The 16,590-nt window shown below is 57.3% G+C and carries 8 protein-coding genes; 5 read left to right on the top strand and 3 right to left on the bottom strand.

Annotation, left to right across the window (positions count from 1 at the left end; translation table 11 throughout):
• The first annotated feature begins 61 nt into the window (after positions 1-61).
• From DFP90_RS19180 to DFP90_RS19165, 4 genes are all read left to right on the top strand, one after another.
• Positions 62-1,771: a phospholipase D-like domain-containing protein gene (locus tag DFP90_RS19180; protein ID WP_115938432.1), complete on the top strand. Its 1,710-nt coding sequence runs from the start codon at positions 62-64 to the stop codon at positions 1,769-1,771.
• A gap of 15 nt (positions 1,772-1,786) precedes the next feature.
• A complete protein-coding gene (locus tag DFP90_RS19175; RefSeq protein ID WP_115938430.1) occupies positions 1,787-3,064 on the top strand; it encodes a hypothetical protein in 1,278 nt (425 codons plus the stop codon).
• Between the two features lie 91 nt (positions 3,065-3,155).
• Positions 3,156-3,773, top strand: coding sequence for a hypothetical protein (locus tag DFP90_RS19170; RefSeq protein ID WP_147301064.1), 618 nt, complete (start codon positions 3,156-3,158; stop codon positions 3,771-3,773).
• A 17-nt stretch (positions 3,774-3,790) separates the two neighbouring features.
• Positions 3,791-4,660: a TauD/TfdA dioxygenase family protein gene (locus DFP90_RS19165; RefSeq protein WP_115938425.1), complete on the top strand. Its 870-nt coding sequence runs from the start codon at positions 3,791-3,793 to the stop codon at positions 4,658-4,660.
• A gap of 35 nt (positions 4,661-4,695) precedes the next feature.
• On the opposite strand, the gene DFP90_RS19160 is transcribed toward DFP90_RS19165, so the two are convergent.
• Genes DFP90_RS19160 through DFP90_RS19150 form a run of 3 tightly spaced genes read right to left on the bottom strand, consistent with a single transcriptional unit; the run spans position 4,696 to position 7,674 of the window.
• The gene (locus DFP90_RS19160; protein ID WP_115938423.1) at positions 4,696-5,397 is read right to left on the bottom strand and encodes a hypothetical protein; all 702 of its coding nucleotides are present in this window, start codon (positions 5,395-5,397) and stop codon (positions 4,696-4,698) included.
• Entirely contained in the window at positions 5,363-6,427 is a 1,065-nt protein-coding gene (locus tag DFP90_RS19155) for a GSCFA domain-containing protein (protein WP_115938421.1), read from the bottom strand. Before DFP90_RS19155 ends, DFP90_RS19160 begins: the two co-directional genes overlap by 35 nt.
• On the bottom strand, positions 6,427-7,674 hold the full coding sequence (locus DFP90_RS19150; protein WP_115938419.1) for an MFS transporter: 1,248 nt from the start codon (positions 7,672-7,674) through the stop codon (positions 6,427-6,429). The genes DFP90_RS19155 and DFP90_RS19150 overlap by 1 nt, the downstream gene beginning before the upstream one ends.
• 529 nt (positions 7,675-8,203) lie before the next feature.
• Between DFP90_RS19150 and DFP90_RS19145 the strand changes: the two genes are divergently transcribed.
• Entirely contained in the window at positions 8,204-16,576 is an 8,373-nt protein-coding gene (locus DFP90_RS19145) for a non-ribosomal peptide synthetase (RefSeq protein ID WP_115938417.1), read from the top strand.
• Positions 16,577-16,590: the final 14 nt, after the last annotated feature.

Genomic DNA, 16,590 nt, shown 5'->3' with positions numbered 1-16,590 from the left:
GCTGTTTACAAAGGGCGGTCGGCATCTTGGCGGCGCGGGTCAATCCACAGGGGGATAATCAATGAGAGTTGAGAAAAACGGGATCAGCGTACATGCCATCGCCGGGGCCAGGAATGTGCTTTTTGGCTTTGACGCAACACCACAAGCCCAACAGGGGCTGCTTGGTTTCACGCTCGGCAAGAGAAATCCAGGTTCCGGGCAGATATCATGGATGCGCGGGTTCAAGTTCTTTGAGGAGACGGTTCCCGATCCCCAGCCGGGGGAAAGGCGTTCAACACGCGAACATCCGATCCAGGGATTTCAGTGGGGAGATTACGGCGCAGAACCGGCCACGACGACAGATTATGTCATTCAAGCGGTGTATGGTTCGCCCACGGATCTGAGTTATGGTCCCGAGATTGAGATTTCCGCCACCACAGGCAATGACGAATCCGACCAACATTCGGTGTTTTTTAATCGTGGTGCCATTCCCTCCCAGGCCTTTGCGGACCGTTTTGGCAATGTCGGGCCAAGCGGCGACGAAATGAACGATCCGGACAATGAGAAAGTGAAATGGCTTTCCCGCGGATTGCTCGACGCGGTTCTAACCTTCATTCGATCGGCCAACGGCCCCCGGTACGAGTTGCGCGTGGCGGCCTATGAATTCTTTTACCCGCCTGTCATCGAAGCCCTGAAAGCCGCTGCCGGAACGGGAGCCAAAATACAGGTCTGTTATGACGGGGGCGACCGCAAACGGGACGGCACCATCACCTATAACAATACCAGCACCGCCAACAAAGCCGCCGTTGAAACAATGCGGCTGAATCAGGTGGCGAATCTGACACTTCACCCGCGCACCATGTTCTCCAAAATTCCGCACAACAAGTTTTTTGTCCTGCTTAAAGATGACCAACCGATCGAGATCCTGACGGGATCAACCAACATCACCCCGTCCGGTTTTCTGGGGCAGAGCAACGTTGCCCATGTGGTGCGGGATCCCGGGGTGGCTGAACGGTATAACCGCTATTGGAAACAATTGGCCAGGGATCCTGGCACGCGGGATTTCAAACGATTCAACAATACAGCCTTTCCAGACCCCGAGGGCACATTGCATGAAAATTCGATCCAGACCATGTTCTCTCCCCGGAAAAAGGGGCTTCTGGAATGGATTGCCCGCGAAATGGACAAAGCGGAAAACAGCGTGATGTTTACCGCCGCTTTTGGTGTTGCCGATCAACTGGTCGAGATTTTCGAGGAAGACAAGGATTACCTCCGATTCATCCTCATGGAACGGCGGGACCGAGAAGATCAGGCCCGCCTGATGACCGATCGCGATACCCGCATTGCGCTCGGCACCAAACTGAACAGCACCGCCATCAGCAAAAAGATCAACGGATACCGGCTGGATGAATGGTTCCGGGCGGAAGAACATTTCCGAACACGGGGGCATGTCTTTTACATCCACACCAAATTCATGCTGCTGGATGCGCTGTCTGAAAACCCGCAGATCTTTTCCGGCTCTGCCAATTTTTCGGACCCGTCGGTCGAGGGTAATGACGAAAATATGCTGCTCATGCGTGGACCGGATTATAAACAGGTCGCGCAGATTTATCTGACCGAGTTCATGCGCCTTTTCAACCATCTCTATTTCCGGACCGTCGCCGTGCGGCGCGCGCTTTCCGGCACCGGCAATCCACGCCGTGCCGCCATCCTGGAGCCGGATGATCGTTGGGTCGCGCGCCATTTCAATGCCGGTTCATACCATGACCGCCTTCGCAATCTTTATCGCTGATCGGGAGCAAATCTGATGGATGATATTTTTCAGGAAATATGGAATGCCGACATGGCAGGCAACGGTGTTCCCGCCCTACGGCCTGATGAGCAAAAAGATGAGGCGACCGGCTATGTGGTCGTGGATGAGCGCAGCACCACTGTTGGCACCAACCATAAAGTACTGGCAGAGGTTCACATTCCGGAGGCCAAGCGTCCAACCTACCGGCTATGCCAGGCGGTTCTCGACAATTACGCGCTTGAACGGGCCGCAACAGAGGTCATCCGCCCGGAAGAGCGACAAGAAGAGATTGATTTCGTCCAGGCCATCTTGCCAACCCCGCCCATTCAGCGGGCAAAGACCTATATCGAGCAATCGCAAAATCTCTCCATCAGTGATGAAACCCTGGCCCGCATGATCCACGAAACATGGTTCAAATTTGGTAATGCCGGAAACCAGCGTGACGCCACCGGCTTTGAACATGTCTTCGTTGGTGAACAGTCTAGCCGCCCGTCCAAGGTCGGCGGCTATCACTATTGGCACAAATACCATCTTGATGATGCGGGCCGCCGGTTTGATGGCGTGACGGGCGTGGACCGGATTGAATATCGCGGCACCCAATATGGCGGTGCCGAGCAACCAGGCCAGGGCATTTTGGTGCCCGAAGTTGTCACCCTGTCCCTGATCTGGAACGCACCGGCCGGCGATGGTGGTCAAGGCCGGACATTGGAGAAGCCCATAGGCGGTTTCTTTGTCGGGCTGAGCCCCGAAGGCTTGATGGCACTCGGCCTGGTGCGGGCCAGGACACAAAGCGGCAAGATCGCCAACATCAATGGTTCCCGATACCAATTGGATCTGCATCGCCTCGATGGGGAACCAAATGCGATCAGGACATTTTTCCCGCGCTTCATCCGTTCCGACACCGTGATTATTGATGATCTATCCCACGGCAATGGTGAGCAGGATAACAACAGATCAGCCGACAATCCGGATTTCAAAATCCTGGCCGGGATGATCAACCCCACCAACCCGGAGGGCGGACGGGAATTCCTCCAAATAGCCAATATTGGCGCGCAATCTAATACGCTTGCCGGCTGGAGAATCGTCGCACCCAACGGCATGCGGTTTGAATTGGCGGATATCCAGCTTTCTGCAGGGGATATCTACAAATTCACACTGCCCACCGGCCAGGGCGTGCTTAGAAACAGAGGCGGAGAAATTCTGTTGCAGACACCGGACGGGGATATCGCACAGGTCGCCAGCTATACCCGCGATCAGTCTGCAGCGGAAGGCCGACCGATCCTCTTCCCTTAGGACCGTTTCTTAAATAGGGCGTTGATCTTCCCCCGTGACGCGGATACCGTTTCCGCAACAAGAAATCACAATTGGTCGTTGCAACGGGGGAATGAGCCTTTTGCCTACAGGGGATCAAACCGTGTCCGGCAATGCCGGTCCGGATAATGCAAATACCGGCTTTCACCGCTGGCATCTGGAGAACTTCCTGCCGATGCTGTCGGAAACACTTGCCCTGCATGGGGATCTAAGCCAAGCACTGGACCGGGTGACAGACCATCATCGCGCCCGGCTTTCGGGACAAGAGGTCGATTTTGCGCAGGCCAATCAGGATCTGGAAGATATGCTCTCAGCGCTCTTCACTGCCGCCTTCCCCTATCAGACCAGCTATGACAAGGCCTACGCAAGCGCCAGCGATTATGCCGGGCAGAATAAGAAAATGATCGATGATGCCTTTGGCAGCGCCAAGGCTTATAGCGACTATTACGCCGATCTGAATGCCAGGGCTTGCCGGAAGGCCTTTGCCGCTGCAAATGCCAAGGTCCATGCCCGCCGCTTAACGGCCTTCCTCGCTGATCCGGCCTCAGCCCCCCGCACGGATTGGGAAAGCCAGACAGCCATTGTCCGGGCCTGCGCCGCGGCCTATGCCGGTGCCTTCCTGCCGTCAGAATTTGATCAGCGCCACCAAATGGCCATGACACGGCTAAAAGCCGCTCAGACCGATCGTTAGAGAAAGAGACCCCATCTATGGATGAATTTGCGCTGGAAGCATTGGAACGCCAAACCCAACGGCACCGGACCCGCTTCACCGCCTTTGGCCTTTCCCCCGTGACACCGGTCATCGGCGCTGAAATCACCGGTCTGGATCTGGCGCAGCCGCTTAATGAGCAGACCGTCGACCAATTGCGCCAGGCCTGGCTGGAAAATCATGTTCTGGTCTTCCGGAACCAGGAATTGAACCGGGAACGTCACAAGGAAATCGGCCGGCTGTTTGGCGAGCTGCGCGCCCTGCCGGTAGAGGATATTGACGGCGATGATCCGGAAATCACCCTGATCCGTGCCAGCAAACGATCTCGTTATGTGGCTGGCGCCGTCTGGCATACCGACGGCACCGCAGAAGAGGCCCCTTCCATGGGATCCATGCTCTATATGCATGAAACCCCAGAAGGCGGGGCTGGCGGCGACACGTTGTTTGCCAATATGCATCTGGCCTATGAGATGCTGTCACCAGCCATGCGCGGGCTGCTCGATGGGCTGACCGCCATCCATGATGGCGCGGTTCCCTGGAGAGGATTTGAAGCACCGCCGGGCCTGCCCAAGGCCGAGCATCCGGCCGTGGTCCGCCATCCGGAAACCGGGCGCAAATGCCTGTTTGTTAATGGCGGCTTCACCACCCATATCCCCCAGCTGAGCCCCGCTGAAAGCGACCATCTGCTCGCGTTCCTCTTTGCGCTGCCTGAAAAAATTCAAGCGCTCAACTGCCGCATCCGGTGGCAGCCCGGCACATTGGTTCTTTGGGACAATCGCTGTACCCAGCATCACGCGATTTGGGATTATTATCCGCTGAACCGGGCGGGTGAACGGATCACTTTGCTGGGCCAGAAACCGGAAGCCTGACGTTAGGATCCGACACCAGCAACAGATTAATCGATTCACGCCGCCTGGCGCATGCGGGGCAACAAGGTTTCCAGCACAAGCCGACCAAAAGCCGCATTGCCATGCAGCGGATCGCCCTGCTGGGCAAATTCCGGTTTCTGCCATCCTGTTTCATCACAGGCCACAGTACGGACATCGATGATATCCGCGCCAACCGCCTTCAGCCTGGCCATCATCACTTCCTGCGCGGCCAGAAAAACATCCGGCTCGGAGAGATCAGGAACCCGCTGGGGTGGCAGCACCGCAAAAACCCGGATGTTCCGGTCTGCCAAATCCCCGTAAAACCGGATCGCATCTTCCGCCATAGCCGCAATCAGGTCGGCAAAAAGCGGCCCTTGCAGAAAGCCGTCCGCAAATAGCCCGGAATCATCCCGATAGATGTCCCAATTTTCGGTGGTCGCAAAGAAATGTAATCCCAGCCCGAAGGTGCAGACCACGGGCTTATCCAGTTCCGCAACAGACGAAACCGCACAGTCTTCAAGAAATTTCCGATAAAGTTCCTGTGACCTTTTGGCCTTGAATTCCAGATCCTGGCCCTGCCAACGGTAAAAGCCGACATTAAACTCGCGCCCGGAGCCAAGCGGCCCTCCGGCAAAATCTATTCCCATCTCTCGCGCAGCGCGACCGATCGCGGCGGCGTGGGAATCTCCTAACAGCAGGAATTCACAGGCTTTGGTAATATTCAAGGATGGCGTCATCACAAATCACATCATCTTCTGGAGGTTGATCCCCACCGGGCTTGGCCGCCGCCAATCCACTGCTGGCGGAGAGCGTTTCCGGCCCGCACGCAAGGCCATCAAAAAACAGGGCCATCACCTCCGCGATTCCGTCTTTGGTGACGGTGCGCAGATTATCACCAAAGGCCCGGCCCTTGAATGGATAGGCGGTCACCAATTCATAAGATGGGAAATAATCGACATAGTCATGGGCCTGTGCCAATTCACCGGCAACCGCGCGCAAAGCCGATTTGGTATAGGTATTGGCACTTAACGCATGATCATCCGTTGCTGTTGCGGTCAGAGGCTGTGGCGAAACGGTGAGCAGGATACGGATATCCGGATTAACCGACCGCATCAGTTCCAGCGATCGGTGCATCAGTTCCAGCATCTCGCCACAGCCATAGTTATGCATCCGATGCCTGTCGGGATCGAACCGGCCGCGCACCGTGCCGGGGCAGACCGGATAAACATACCCGCCCGCATCATTCAGCCAGGCTTCGGTCAGCCCCATGGTAAAGACAAACAGTCCGGCCTTTTCCACCGCATCTCGAATCGCCTGCAAGGTTATTTCCCGGGCTGCATGAACCGCCTCCGGACTATTGAAACCCGCGCCATCCAGGCCCGGCCTGAAGGGATCGAAATAGGCCCCCTCTTCCATCCAGATCTCGCGGGGCGGCTCCTGTCCGGCCAAGGCCCATTCCAGCCATTGGTTCAGCAGCGCAACCGTATAGATATTGCCTGTCCGGAAGGAAAAGACGCCATAGCCCCGCTCTGCTGCGCTCTCGGGATCCATCCCTTCCGGCACCGGCTCGCAATCAAGCCATTCAAGCCCGCGCGCCACCAGATTGCGGGCGATATTCTGGGCAAAACAGGAACCAGCCGTGACCGTTGGCAATTCGGCCAATCCCGCAACCTTCGGTCGCCACAGATCAGCCATATGGTCCAGATCCGCCTGGGCCACCGCACTGCGCCAGAACTGGCGTGACGGATAAGTTTCGTAAGGGTTCATCAGGCGGCCTCCTCCGCGTATTTTTTTCGCAGGCTGCGGGATTTCCCCAGCAAGCGGTATCCTATAAATCCAACCGGCAGACAGGCACAGGCCACGGCGGCAAAAAGAATATCACCGCCCGCCTTTTCAATCACCAAGGCTCCCAGGAAAGGCACCGCCGCTCCGCCCAGGTTGGACATGATATAAAGGCCTGCATAGCTGCTGCGATACTTCTTCGGGGCTTCACGGTCGATCAAGGTCGCCAGCAACGGCATCGCGATGATTTCCGCCAGCGTGGCCAGGCCAATGGCCACAAGCCAGACCCAGACAAGGTTGGCGCTGTTGACACTGATTAATGCCAGCCCAGCCGCGAGAAAGAAAAACGCCAGGCAATAGGCCCGATGCTCATCCAGCATCAGCAGCCATTTCAACAAGAATAAATGCGCCGCCAGAACCACCAGTGTATTGGTTAGATTGATCGATGCAATCACGCCGGTAATGCCTTCGATCCCTTGTGTAATCAGGTAGAAAGTCAACGGTTCGTCGGTGTGCGCGTACAGGAAAACCAAGAAAAAATTGGACAGGAACAGGGTCAGGAAAAACCGGTTTTGCAGGAAGGCTACCGTCGCTGCCTTCATCCCTGGATTACCGGAAACACCATTGTCACACCCGCCCCGGCTATGGGCACTGGCCACCATCATGGAAACCAGCAAAATGGCATTCCCCAATGCGCCGAGCAAAAAGACACCGTCCAGGCCGTGGTCTGCAAACCACATCCCGGCCAAAGGCCCGGCGGCCACGGAAAAATTGATGATGTAATAGCGGATGTGAAACAGCACGGGGCGTTCTTCATCACGACTGGCACAATCCCCCAGCAGGGAGCGGAGCAGCGGTTCCAGACTTCCGCTGGCCAGTGCACTCAACAAGATACAGGTCAACAACGCCTGTTCGGTTCCAATGAAATACATGGCCAGATAACTGATAATCGCCACAAATCCGGCAATTACCATGATCACGACCCGGCCAAACCGGTCCGCCAGCATGCCACTCACCGGCGCGGCGAATATCGCGATCACTGCCGCAATGGAAAATTGCCAACCGATCTCCGTCACCGGTGTTGAAAACTTACGTGTCATCATCACGGCGAAAAACGGCCAGATCATAAAGGAAAACAATCGCGCACAAAATGTGCCGAACAGCAGAACCTTCGCCGCACCGGACAGCCCGGCAGCCACCCGCCAAGGATCAATTTTTTCCGGCACCGACATCAGACAATGGTCCGGTGACGCATGGTGCGTTCGATTTTCACAACCACCCCTGTCACATTATTCTCCACGCAAGCCATCAACTCGCTATACGTGTGTTATCATTAGCAGCAGCCCATTGGGCCGCCCGCTCAGACCCTACTCAATTTCCGGATTTTGGAAACAAAATTTTTATTTACCTTTTTTTTCAATAAGATAACAACTGCGCACTATCATTACCTGATATATCTCTTGACATCATCCGGGTTTCACGAACAATCGCCTAAGTATAAATGCCGCAGAGAACCTAAATAACAATAGTCAGGAAACACTGACAGGGGTTCACATATTCCAGGTAGTCCGCGCCAAAAACAGATAACCAGAGCGGGCATCTGGAAGCCAGCCAAGGCCGTTCACTGCCCCGCGGTGTCCATCGGCCGTCGGGCGACTGAACTGGCCATTTTTATGTGTCGGCTTTTGCCTAAAGGTATTTGTACCCCTGTCCTGCCAATTTCCTGAAGTGATGGAACAGAAGTAGGTAAGGGTCTGCGGCATGCAGAATAAATTTTCAGACGGTACCGATGCGCAAAATGTCATTATTGCTCAGGACCTTATATCTTCTTCACAATTGAAAGACGGCGATGCCCCCGGCGGGCAGCCTGAGACTGTCTTAAGCCATATAGCGGAGATAGCCGCCAGCGCTCCGGACAGGCCTGCTTTGGTCTGCCGCAACCGCGAGATCAGCTACAGGACGCTGATCCACAGCAGCGCCCTGATCGCGGCGGCCATTCATCAACATCAGATCGCACAAGGTGATTTTGTCGCCATCTGCATGAACCGATCGCCGGATATGGTCATGGCATCGCTGGCGGTGATGCGCGCCGGTGCCGCCTATATCCCGCTGTCTCCTGATTATCCGGTGGACCGCCTCTGTTACATGCTGCGAGACAGCGGGCCGAAAATGATCTTGTGTGACGACGAAAACCTGGACCACGTGACCAACCTGATTGATCAGGCTGGCCAGTCGATCCCGGTCAAAACCTTGGCTGCCCTGGAAAAGACCGGTGATGATATCGCGCAGGAACCGTCAGGGGAATGGCACGACCCTTCCGCCAGTGATCTCGCATATGTGATTTATACGTCCGGTTCCACCGGCCAGCCCAAGGGCGTGATGATCGAACATGGCGGCCTGGCCAATCTGGCGCGCGCCCAAGCCGATCTCTTTCACATGACGAAAGAGGCGCGCGTTCTCCAGTTCGCGCCTTTCAGTTTCGACGCCTCGGTTTCCGAAATATTCGTGACCCTGGCCAGCGGGGCTGCACTCTGTTTTGAAGACCCTGACCAAATTCTTGCCGGCGAAGCACTGATTGAGGCTCTGACAGCGTTCCGGATCTCTCACGTCACCCTGCCGCCCGCCGTGCTTGCGCGGCTGGATGACTGCCATGGCTTCGAAACGGTCAAGGTACTCGTCACCGCCGGGGAAGCCCCCAGTTGGCCGATGGTTCGGCGCTGGTCAGAGGGACGGACCTATATCAACGCCTATGGCCCGACGGAATCCACTGTCTGTGCCACCGCCATCCAGTTGGGCCCGGATGAAGATCAGAACGGTCCCGTGCCGATCGGTTATCCTATGGCCGGTATCGATATCCTGCTTCTGGATGATCACTTGGTTCCGGTCTCTAAAGGACAGCAGGGCCGGATCTGGATTGGCGGCGCCGGATTGGCGCGCGGGTATCTGAACCGCCCGGACCTGACCGCGGATCGGTTCCATACAATTCCGGGGCATCAGGGCCGGTATTATGACAGTGGCGATCTTGGCCGCCTGGGCGAGAATGGCCGGCTGGAATATCTCGGCCGGGATGATGATCAGGTCAAAATCCGCGGGTTCCGGGTTGAATGCAGCGAAGTTGAAAATACCGTCCTGGCCCTGGAACAGGTCCGCGCCGCTGTCGTTACGGCCCTTCGCAGTGCATCAGGTGAAAACCGCCTGATCTGTCACTTCACGCCTGCAATCGGTCATAACGCAGACAGGGAGAGTCTCACCGCCATCCTTCGAAAAACCCTGCCAGACTTCATGATACCGTCGGCCTTTATCGCCATGGACAGGCTTCCGACCAGCCCCAGTGGCAAGATAGATCGGAAACGCCTGCCTGAACCTGCCAGGGTCGATTTTGGCACCAACGATTTCCTGGTGCCCAACGCCGGTTTGGAAAGTGAAATCGCGGACATCTGGCGTACGGTCACCGGTCTTGACCAGGTCGGGCGCAATGACACGCTCGCCAGCCTTGGCGGCAATTCCCTGGACGCGGTTCAGTTCCTAACCAGGATCAGGAACCGCTTCGGCCCTGTCCTGCAATTGCGTGAAATCTTCCAGGGGATCACTGTCGGAGACATCACCCAAAAGATCGAAAAACACAGCACTGTCGAGAGCGCCCACCTTCGGGAGTTAATCGAGTTTGATGCTTTCAAGGAACATGACTGTTATCCCCTGTCACGCCAGCAAAGTGGCGTTTGGCTGCTGGAACAACTGGCTCCGAATTCCCTGGCCTATAACGCGCAATGCGTGATCCGGATCCGCGGTAATCTGGACAAGAACCGGTTACAGCAGGCCCTGGATGAAGTTGTGGCCCGCCATGATATTTTCCGCACCAGCTTTCATATGGATGAGGATGGCAATCCGTTTCAAAAAGTGCATGCCAGCGCACCGGCCAGTCTGACCGAAAGGCCCCTTGAGCAAAATGGCGGTGACATGGAGGCCGCATTGCAGGCCGCCGTAAGCGAAGAAGTATCAAAACCCTTCACCCTGGATCAGCTGCCCCTGGTGCGGTGGGTTTTATTCCGGTTGACTGCCACCGATCATGCCCTGCTGCATATCGAACATCATTTCGTCCATGATGGCTGGAGCGCCAACCTGTTCCTGAAAGAGATGCTGGCCATCTATGACCGGATCGGTGACGGCGCGCCTGCCGACCGCGCCCTTGTCACGCCACCGGCCCAATACCGGCATTATGTCGCCTGGCAAAAAAGTGATGCGGCAAAAGCAACCTATCAGCGGCAATTGGATTTCTGGTGCACCAAACTGGAGGGCGCGCCAACCCGCCTGGATATGCTGACCGATTTCCCGCGGCCCGCGCGCATGTCCTTCAACGGGCGGCAGATCCGCCATGAAATGCCCGTGGATCTGTTCCACAGGCTGAGCGACTTCTGTGCACGCGAAAACGTGACTCTCTATTCAGCCTTGATGGCGGCGTTTCAGATACTGCTGGCCCAACAGGCGGGGCAACAGGATTTCCTGATCGGATCCGCTGTTGCCAACCGCAAGAGCAGCGCTTCGGAAGAAATGATCGGCATGTTTGTCAACAGTGTCGTGATCCGTTCCGACCTACCCGGCGCGGCGAGTTTCCGGGATCTACTGTCCCGGGTTGTGGGCACTGTTGCCGACGCCTATGACAACGAAGAACTGCCCTTTGAAGAGATTGTCCACACCCTGCAACCGGACCGTACCCCCGACCGCAACCCAATGTTCCAAGTGGGGTTCAGCTTCCATAATTCCGACCTGCCGGAATTGAAGCGTGATGATTTCGACCTTTCTCTGTTTGAGGCCTACAGCAACAATTCCTGCAAATTTGATTTCGAGATTGTCATGCTGCCCCGTGCCGCTGCCCGCCAGGAAAGCCAGGGGGATGCCAGCACCATCACATTCCTGTGGAATTATGCAACAGATCTCTTCCGGGAAGAGACCATGCGCGGCATGTTGGACCGGTATCTAAAGCTGCTGGATCGCTGTCTCCGGGACCCGGCCCAACCGGTCGCCAGCCTGCAATCACCAACGCCGGATGAGATCCAAGAGATGATCCAGAACTGGGCCGCGAAAGCCACCCATCCCGAGGGCAAACTGCTGCACCAGCCCTTTGAAGAGATGGCAAAGCTACAGCCGGACCGCACCGCTCTTCGCCTTGACGGCGGCACCCTCGATTATCAAAGCCTGGAAACCCAGGCATCCCAGTTGGCAAAAGCATTGCAGGACCGGGACATCGGCCCCGGGGACAAGGTCGGCCTGTGCATGGATCGGTCGTTTGATCTCATCATCGCGATGCTTGCCATCCTCAAATCCGGCGCGGCCTATCTGCCGATTGATCCGGCAATCCCGCAGCATCGGATGGCCTTCATACTGGATGACGCCAAACCAGCCGCCGTTTTGTGCGATGCCACCGGCCGAAAGCAATTGGACCAGATTGCCGCTGGAAACAGCATCCTAACCCTTCTGGATATCGCTGATACCCGCCGGGAGGGCGCGGTCCAGCCCCTCGACAGCTTGGCACCGGTCGATATCCGCCCCGACAGCCTCGCCTATATCATCTACACGTCGGGCTCCACGGGGAAACCCAAAGGCGTGATGATTGAGCATCGCCAGGCCGCCCGATTGTTTGACAGCTGCCGGGCGCATTTCGATTTTGGGCCCGATGATGTCTGGACTCTGTTCCATTCCTATGCGTTCGATTTTTCCGTCTGGGAGATTTTCGGCGCCGTTGGCCATGGGGGAACGCTGATCATTGTCCCTAAAGAAACAACCCGCTCCCCCGACCGGTTCTACAGGCTTTGCTGCCAGGAAAAGGTCAGCATCCTCAATCAGACCCCCAGCGCCTTCCGCGCCTTCATGGCAGCGCAGAGGGAGGCCGGTGCCGAACACAGCCTGCGCGAAGTGATTTTCGGCGGCGAAGGCCTGGATGCCGGCATGCTGGTCCCCTGGTATGGTGAGGCAGCCAACCGGAATTGCCGCTTGGTGAATATGTATGGCATCACCGAGATCACGGTGCATGCGACATTCCTGGCACTCAGCCCCGAATACTGCCGTCAAAAAACCACCGGCAGCCCGATAGGCCGTCCCCTGGATGACTTGTCTTTCTATATCCTGGACGAAGATCTGAAACCGGTGCTTCCCGGACGGGCCGGGGAAATCCATATCGGCGGTGCCGGTGTCGCCCGGGGGTATCTCAACCGGCCGGACCTGAACCAGGCCCGCTTCATCGCCAATCCCCATCACCCACAAGAACGGCTTTATAAGACCGGGGATCTGGCGCGCTATCTGGCAGATGGCACGATTGAATATCTGGGCCGCAACGACGATCAGGTCAAAATCAGGGGATACCGCATCGAGCTTGGGGAGATCGAAAACCGGGTTTCCACCCATCCCGATGTGGCAAACTGTGTCACCTCGACCCATGATTTGCCCGATGGCACCAGGATGCTGGTGGCCTATTGCATCATCCCGGAGGGGGCATCATTTCCCGAACGATCCGAACTGGAACAGCATCTGGCCGCCTTCCTGCCCGATTACATGATCCCCGCGGCCTTCATTGAGATTGATCAGATCCCGCTCACCACCAATGGCAAATTGGATCGAAAGGCCCTGCCGTCGCCGGAAATGCCGCGCAATATCCAAACCGATCACCAGCCGCCGCAGACCAAGGAAGAAGAGATCCTGGCTTCCGTCTGGTCGACCATCCTGGAACGGGAAGCGATCGGCCGGACCGATCATTTCTTTGAATTGGGCGGCCACTCCCTGTTGGCGGTCCGGGTTCAGGCCAGCCTCCGGAAAGCAGGATACCAGGTGGATGCGGCAAGCCTGCTCACCCATCCTGTTCTGGAAAAACAGGCCCTGCATTTGCGCCCGCTGACCGGGGCATCGGATCCGGAACCCGGCCAGCACATTGCCCCCACCGGTGTGATTTCACCAAAAGACCTCGACCTGGTGTTTCTCGAACAGGCCGATCTGGACCAGATCGGTCAAATGGTGCCCGGCGGATTGGAGAATGTTGCCGATATTTATCCCCTGACGCCCTTACAGGAAGGTATCCTTTTCCATCATCAAATCAGCCGGGACAGCGACCCTTATCTTCTCTGGCATCTCAACCGGTTTGACAGCAGGCAGGATCTCGACCGGTATCTGACCGCCTTGCAAAAGGTCATCCAGCGTCACGACATCTTGCGCACCGCCTTCATCTGGCAGGGATTGCACATGCCAATTCAGGTCGTCCTGCGCCAAGTGACGCTTTCGGTTGAAACCGTTTCTATTCCGCCTGCAACAGATGATCCGCGCGCCTATCTGATCGACCATTATGGCAGTCGGCAGAATCTCATGGATCTGACACAGGCACCGCTGTTGCGGATCTATCTGGCCCCGGAAGGCGATGGATGGCTGGCATTGATGCAGTTCCATCACCTGATTGACGACAACAGTTCGCTAAAACAGATGCAGTCGGAAATCCTGACGGATCTGGAAGGTGATTTTGATCGGCTGCCGCCCGCCCTGCCGTTCCGCAACTATGTCGCCCTGGCGGCCGACCCGGCAGAGAAAGAACGCCATCGCCGGTATTTCGAGACCCTGCTTTCGGATTTTGAAACCCCGACCATCCCCTTCGGCCAGTCGGATATCTATGATGACGGCGGCTCGGTCACGGAACGCCGCCTCCATCTGGAGGACGAACTGGCCGGCCGGATCTATCAAACCTGCCGCAGCTACCGGGCCAGCCCAGCGGCCCTCTTCCATATGGCCTGGGCCCAGGTGATGGCCCAGACATCGGGCCAGTTGGATGTTGTTTTCGGCACGGTGCTGTTTGGCCGCCTTCAGGGCATGGCCGGGGCCGAGCGTATCCTGGGCCCGTTCATCAACACCTTGCCCTTCCGGGTCCGTCTGGATGAAACACCGGCAGCAAGGATGCTCACCGAGGTCCAGGATCAGCTTTCGCAGCTATTGCAGCACGAGGCGGCATCCCTCGCCCAGGCGCAGCAATGCAGCGAGATCCGGGCGCCATTACCGCTTTTTGCCAGCCTGCTGAATTACCGCCATTCCGACAGGATGGAACAGACTGATACCAATCGAGATATCCGTAATCTGCCCGGTTCCCGGTTCTTAGGCGCTGAGGAACGCAGCAATTACCCCCTGATGCTGGCTGTCGATGACAGCCGCGACGGTTTCCGGGTCACCTTGCAGGCCCGTTCCGGCATTGATGCCGATCTGGTGATGAATAGTCTCTTGGAACGGCTGCAGGAGATGACACGGGAGCTGGACAAACCGACCGAGGCCCCTGCCTGTCGGATTCGCTTGCCGGAAAACACGCTGGCACAACCTCAGCATCCCGCCATTCCCATCCTCAACAGGGTCAGTGAACAAGCCGGACTGACACCTGATAAAACTGCGATATCCGCCCCGGACGGCTGCTTTACCTACGGGGAGTTGGAACGCTATTCCGACCAGCTGGCAGGCCTGCTAAAGAAAAGCGGTTTTGGCAGCAGGAGCAAAGCGGCGATCTGCCTGCCGAGAACCCGCTGGATCCCGGTCGCGCTGCTCGCCGTGATGAAAGCGGGCGGCTGTTTCATTCCGCTGGACCCGGCCCATCCTGAACAGCGCCTCGCCCAGGCCTTGGCCGACAGCCGCCCGGACCAAATCATCTGCGATCAGCTATCTGTCGAAACCGCCAACCGTGCAAACGCCCTGGCAGGGCAACCTGCCCAAACCACCGATCTTTCCGCCCATGATCTCAGCGGCCGGGAAAGCTTTTCACCGCGCGCCGCCGCAACGGATGATCCCGCCTATATCATCTACACCTCCGGCTCCACCGGCACACCGAAAGGCGTGGTGATCCCCAACAGCGCCTTGAGTAATTATGTCCAGGGGCTGGCAACCGGCGAGCCGCTTAACGAAACAGACAAGGTGTTGTGCACCACCTCTCTCAGTTTCGACATATCCTTCCGGGAAATCTTCTGGCCCTTGACGGAAGGGGCATCCCTTGTGATTGCCGAAACGGCCAATCTGCTGGACCCCGGCAGACTATCGGACTTGATCCGAGGAGAAAGCATCACCCATTGCCAGTTTGTGCCTTCGCTCTTGCGCCATTTCCTGGAGGATGGATCCGCCGGAACCTGTACCAGCCTGCAACAGGTCGACAGCGGTGGTGAGGCCCTTCCGGTGGCGCTGGCCCGCATATTCCACCAGCAATTGCCTTTTGCCCGGCTGATCAATCATTACGGCCCGACGGAAGCCACGATCTATTGCTGCTGGCATGAGGTCACAGCGGAAAGCCTCGTTAGTGAGGAAGAGGGCGCAATCGTTTCCATCGGATCGGCGCAATACGGCAATGCCGTCCACATTCTTGATGATTACGGCAATATCCTGCCCGCCGGCGTGGAAGGCGAGCTCTGTATTGCCGGACCGGGTCTTGCAATCGGGTATCACAACCGGCCCGATCTAACCGACCAGGCCTTTCAGCAGAGGGGTGGTTTGAGGATTTACCGCACCGGGGACCGGGCCATCGGCAACCCCGATGGATCGTTCCGTTATCGGGGCCGCGAGGATCACCAGCTCAAAATCCGGGGGTATCGGATTGAAGCCGGAGAGATCGAGTATCAGCTGGAACAGCACGACGATATCCGGCAGGCCATTGCCACCGCCCATCCCGATGCCTCCGGCAACCAGCAGCTGATTGCCTATTTCCTGCCCGAGGACCAAGCGATGGTTCCCGACGGCCAGGCACTGCGCCAGCATTTGGAACAATGCCTGCCGCCCTACATGGTCCCCGGCCATTTCATCCGCCTGGAGAGCATCCCGCTGACCCGAAACGGCAAGCTGGACCGCTCTGCCCTGCCAGCCCCCGGTTATCGGGAAGAAATCACAGCCCGTCCGGAAACCGCGCTTGAAATAGCGGTTGCCGAGATTTGGTGCGGTTTGCTGGATCTCGATCAAATCGGCCTGGATGACAGTTTCTTCGATTGCGGGGGGCATTCGCTGCTGGCGGCCCGCATGACCGCCCAGATCCGCGATCTGCTGGGGGCAGAAATCCCGCTCCGGAGCTTTTTCGAGCGCCCCACCATCCGGGGCCTGCTGGATCACATTTTCGGTGAGATTGACGCAGAGGCAGCGTCCTGAGCGATATCCTTTCG

The sequence above is a fragment of the Aestuariispira insulae genome, assembly GCF_003385955.1.
In the GTDB taxonomy this organism is placed as follows: domain Bacteria; phylum Pseudomonadota; class Alphaproteobacteria; order UBA8366; family Aestuariispiraceae; genus Aestuariispira; species Aestuariispira insulae.
Note: the sequence above shows the minus strand (reverse complement) of the source record. Positions and strands in the feature narration are given on the sequence as shown.

Excerpts from the sequence above, each read along its gene's own strand:
- DFP90_RS19180 (WP_115938432.1), top strand. The coding sequence starts at position 62 with ATGAGAGTTGAGAAAAACGGGATCAGCGTACATGCCATCGCCGGGGCC.
- DFP90_RS19175 (WP_115938430.1), top strand. The coding sequence starts at position 1,787 with ATGGATGATATTTTTCAGGAAATATGGAATGCCGACATGGCAGGCAAC.
- DFP90_RS19170 (WP_147301064.1), top strand. The coding sequence starts at position 3,156 with ATGAGCCTTTTGCCTACAGGGGATCAAACCGTGTCCGGCAATGCCGGT.
- DFP90_RS19165 (WP_115938425.1), top strand. The coding sequence starts at position 3,791 with ATGGATGAATTTGCGCTGGAAGCATTGGAACGCCAAACCCAACGGCAC.
- DFP90_RS19160 (WP_115938423.1), bottom strand. The coding sequence starts at position 5,397 with ATGACGCCATCCTTGAATATTACCAAAGCCTGTGAATTCCTGCTGTTA.
- DFP90_RS19155 (WP_115938421.1), bottom strand. The coding sequence starts at position 6,427 with ATGAACCCTTACGAAACTTATCCGTCACGCCAGTTCTGGCGCAGTGCG.
- DFP90_RS19150 (WP_115938419.1), bottom strand. The coding sequence starts at position 7,674 with ATGTCGGTGCCGGAAAAAATTGATCCTTGGCGGGTGGCTGCCGGGCTG.
- DFP90_RS19145 (WP_115938417.1), top strand. The coding sequence starts at position 8,204 with ATGCAGAATAAATTTTCAGACGGTACCGATGCGCAAAATGTCATTATT.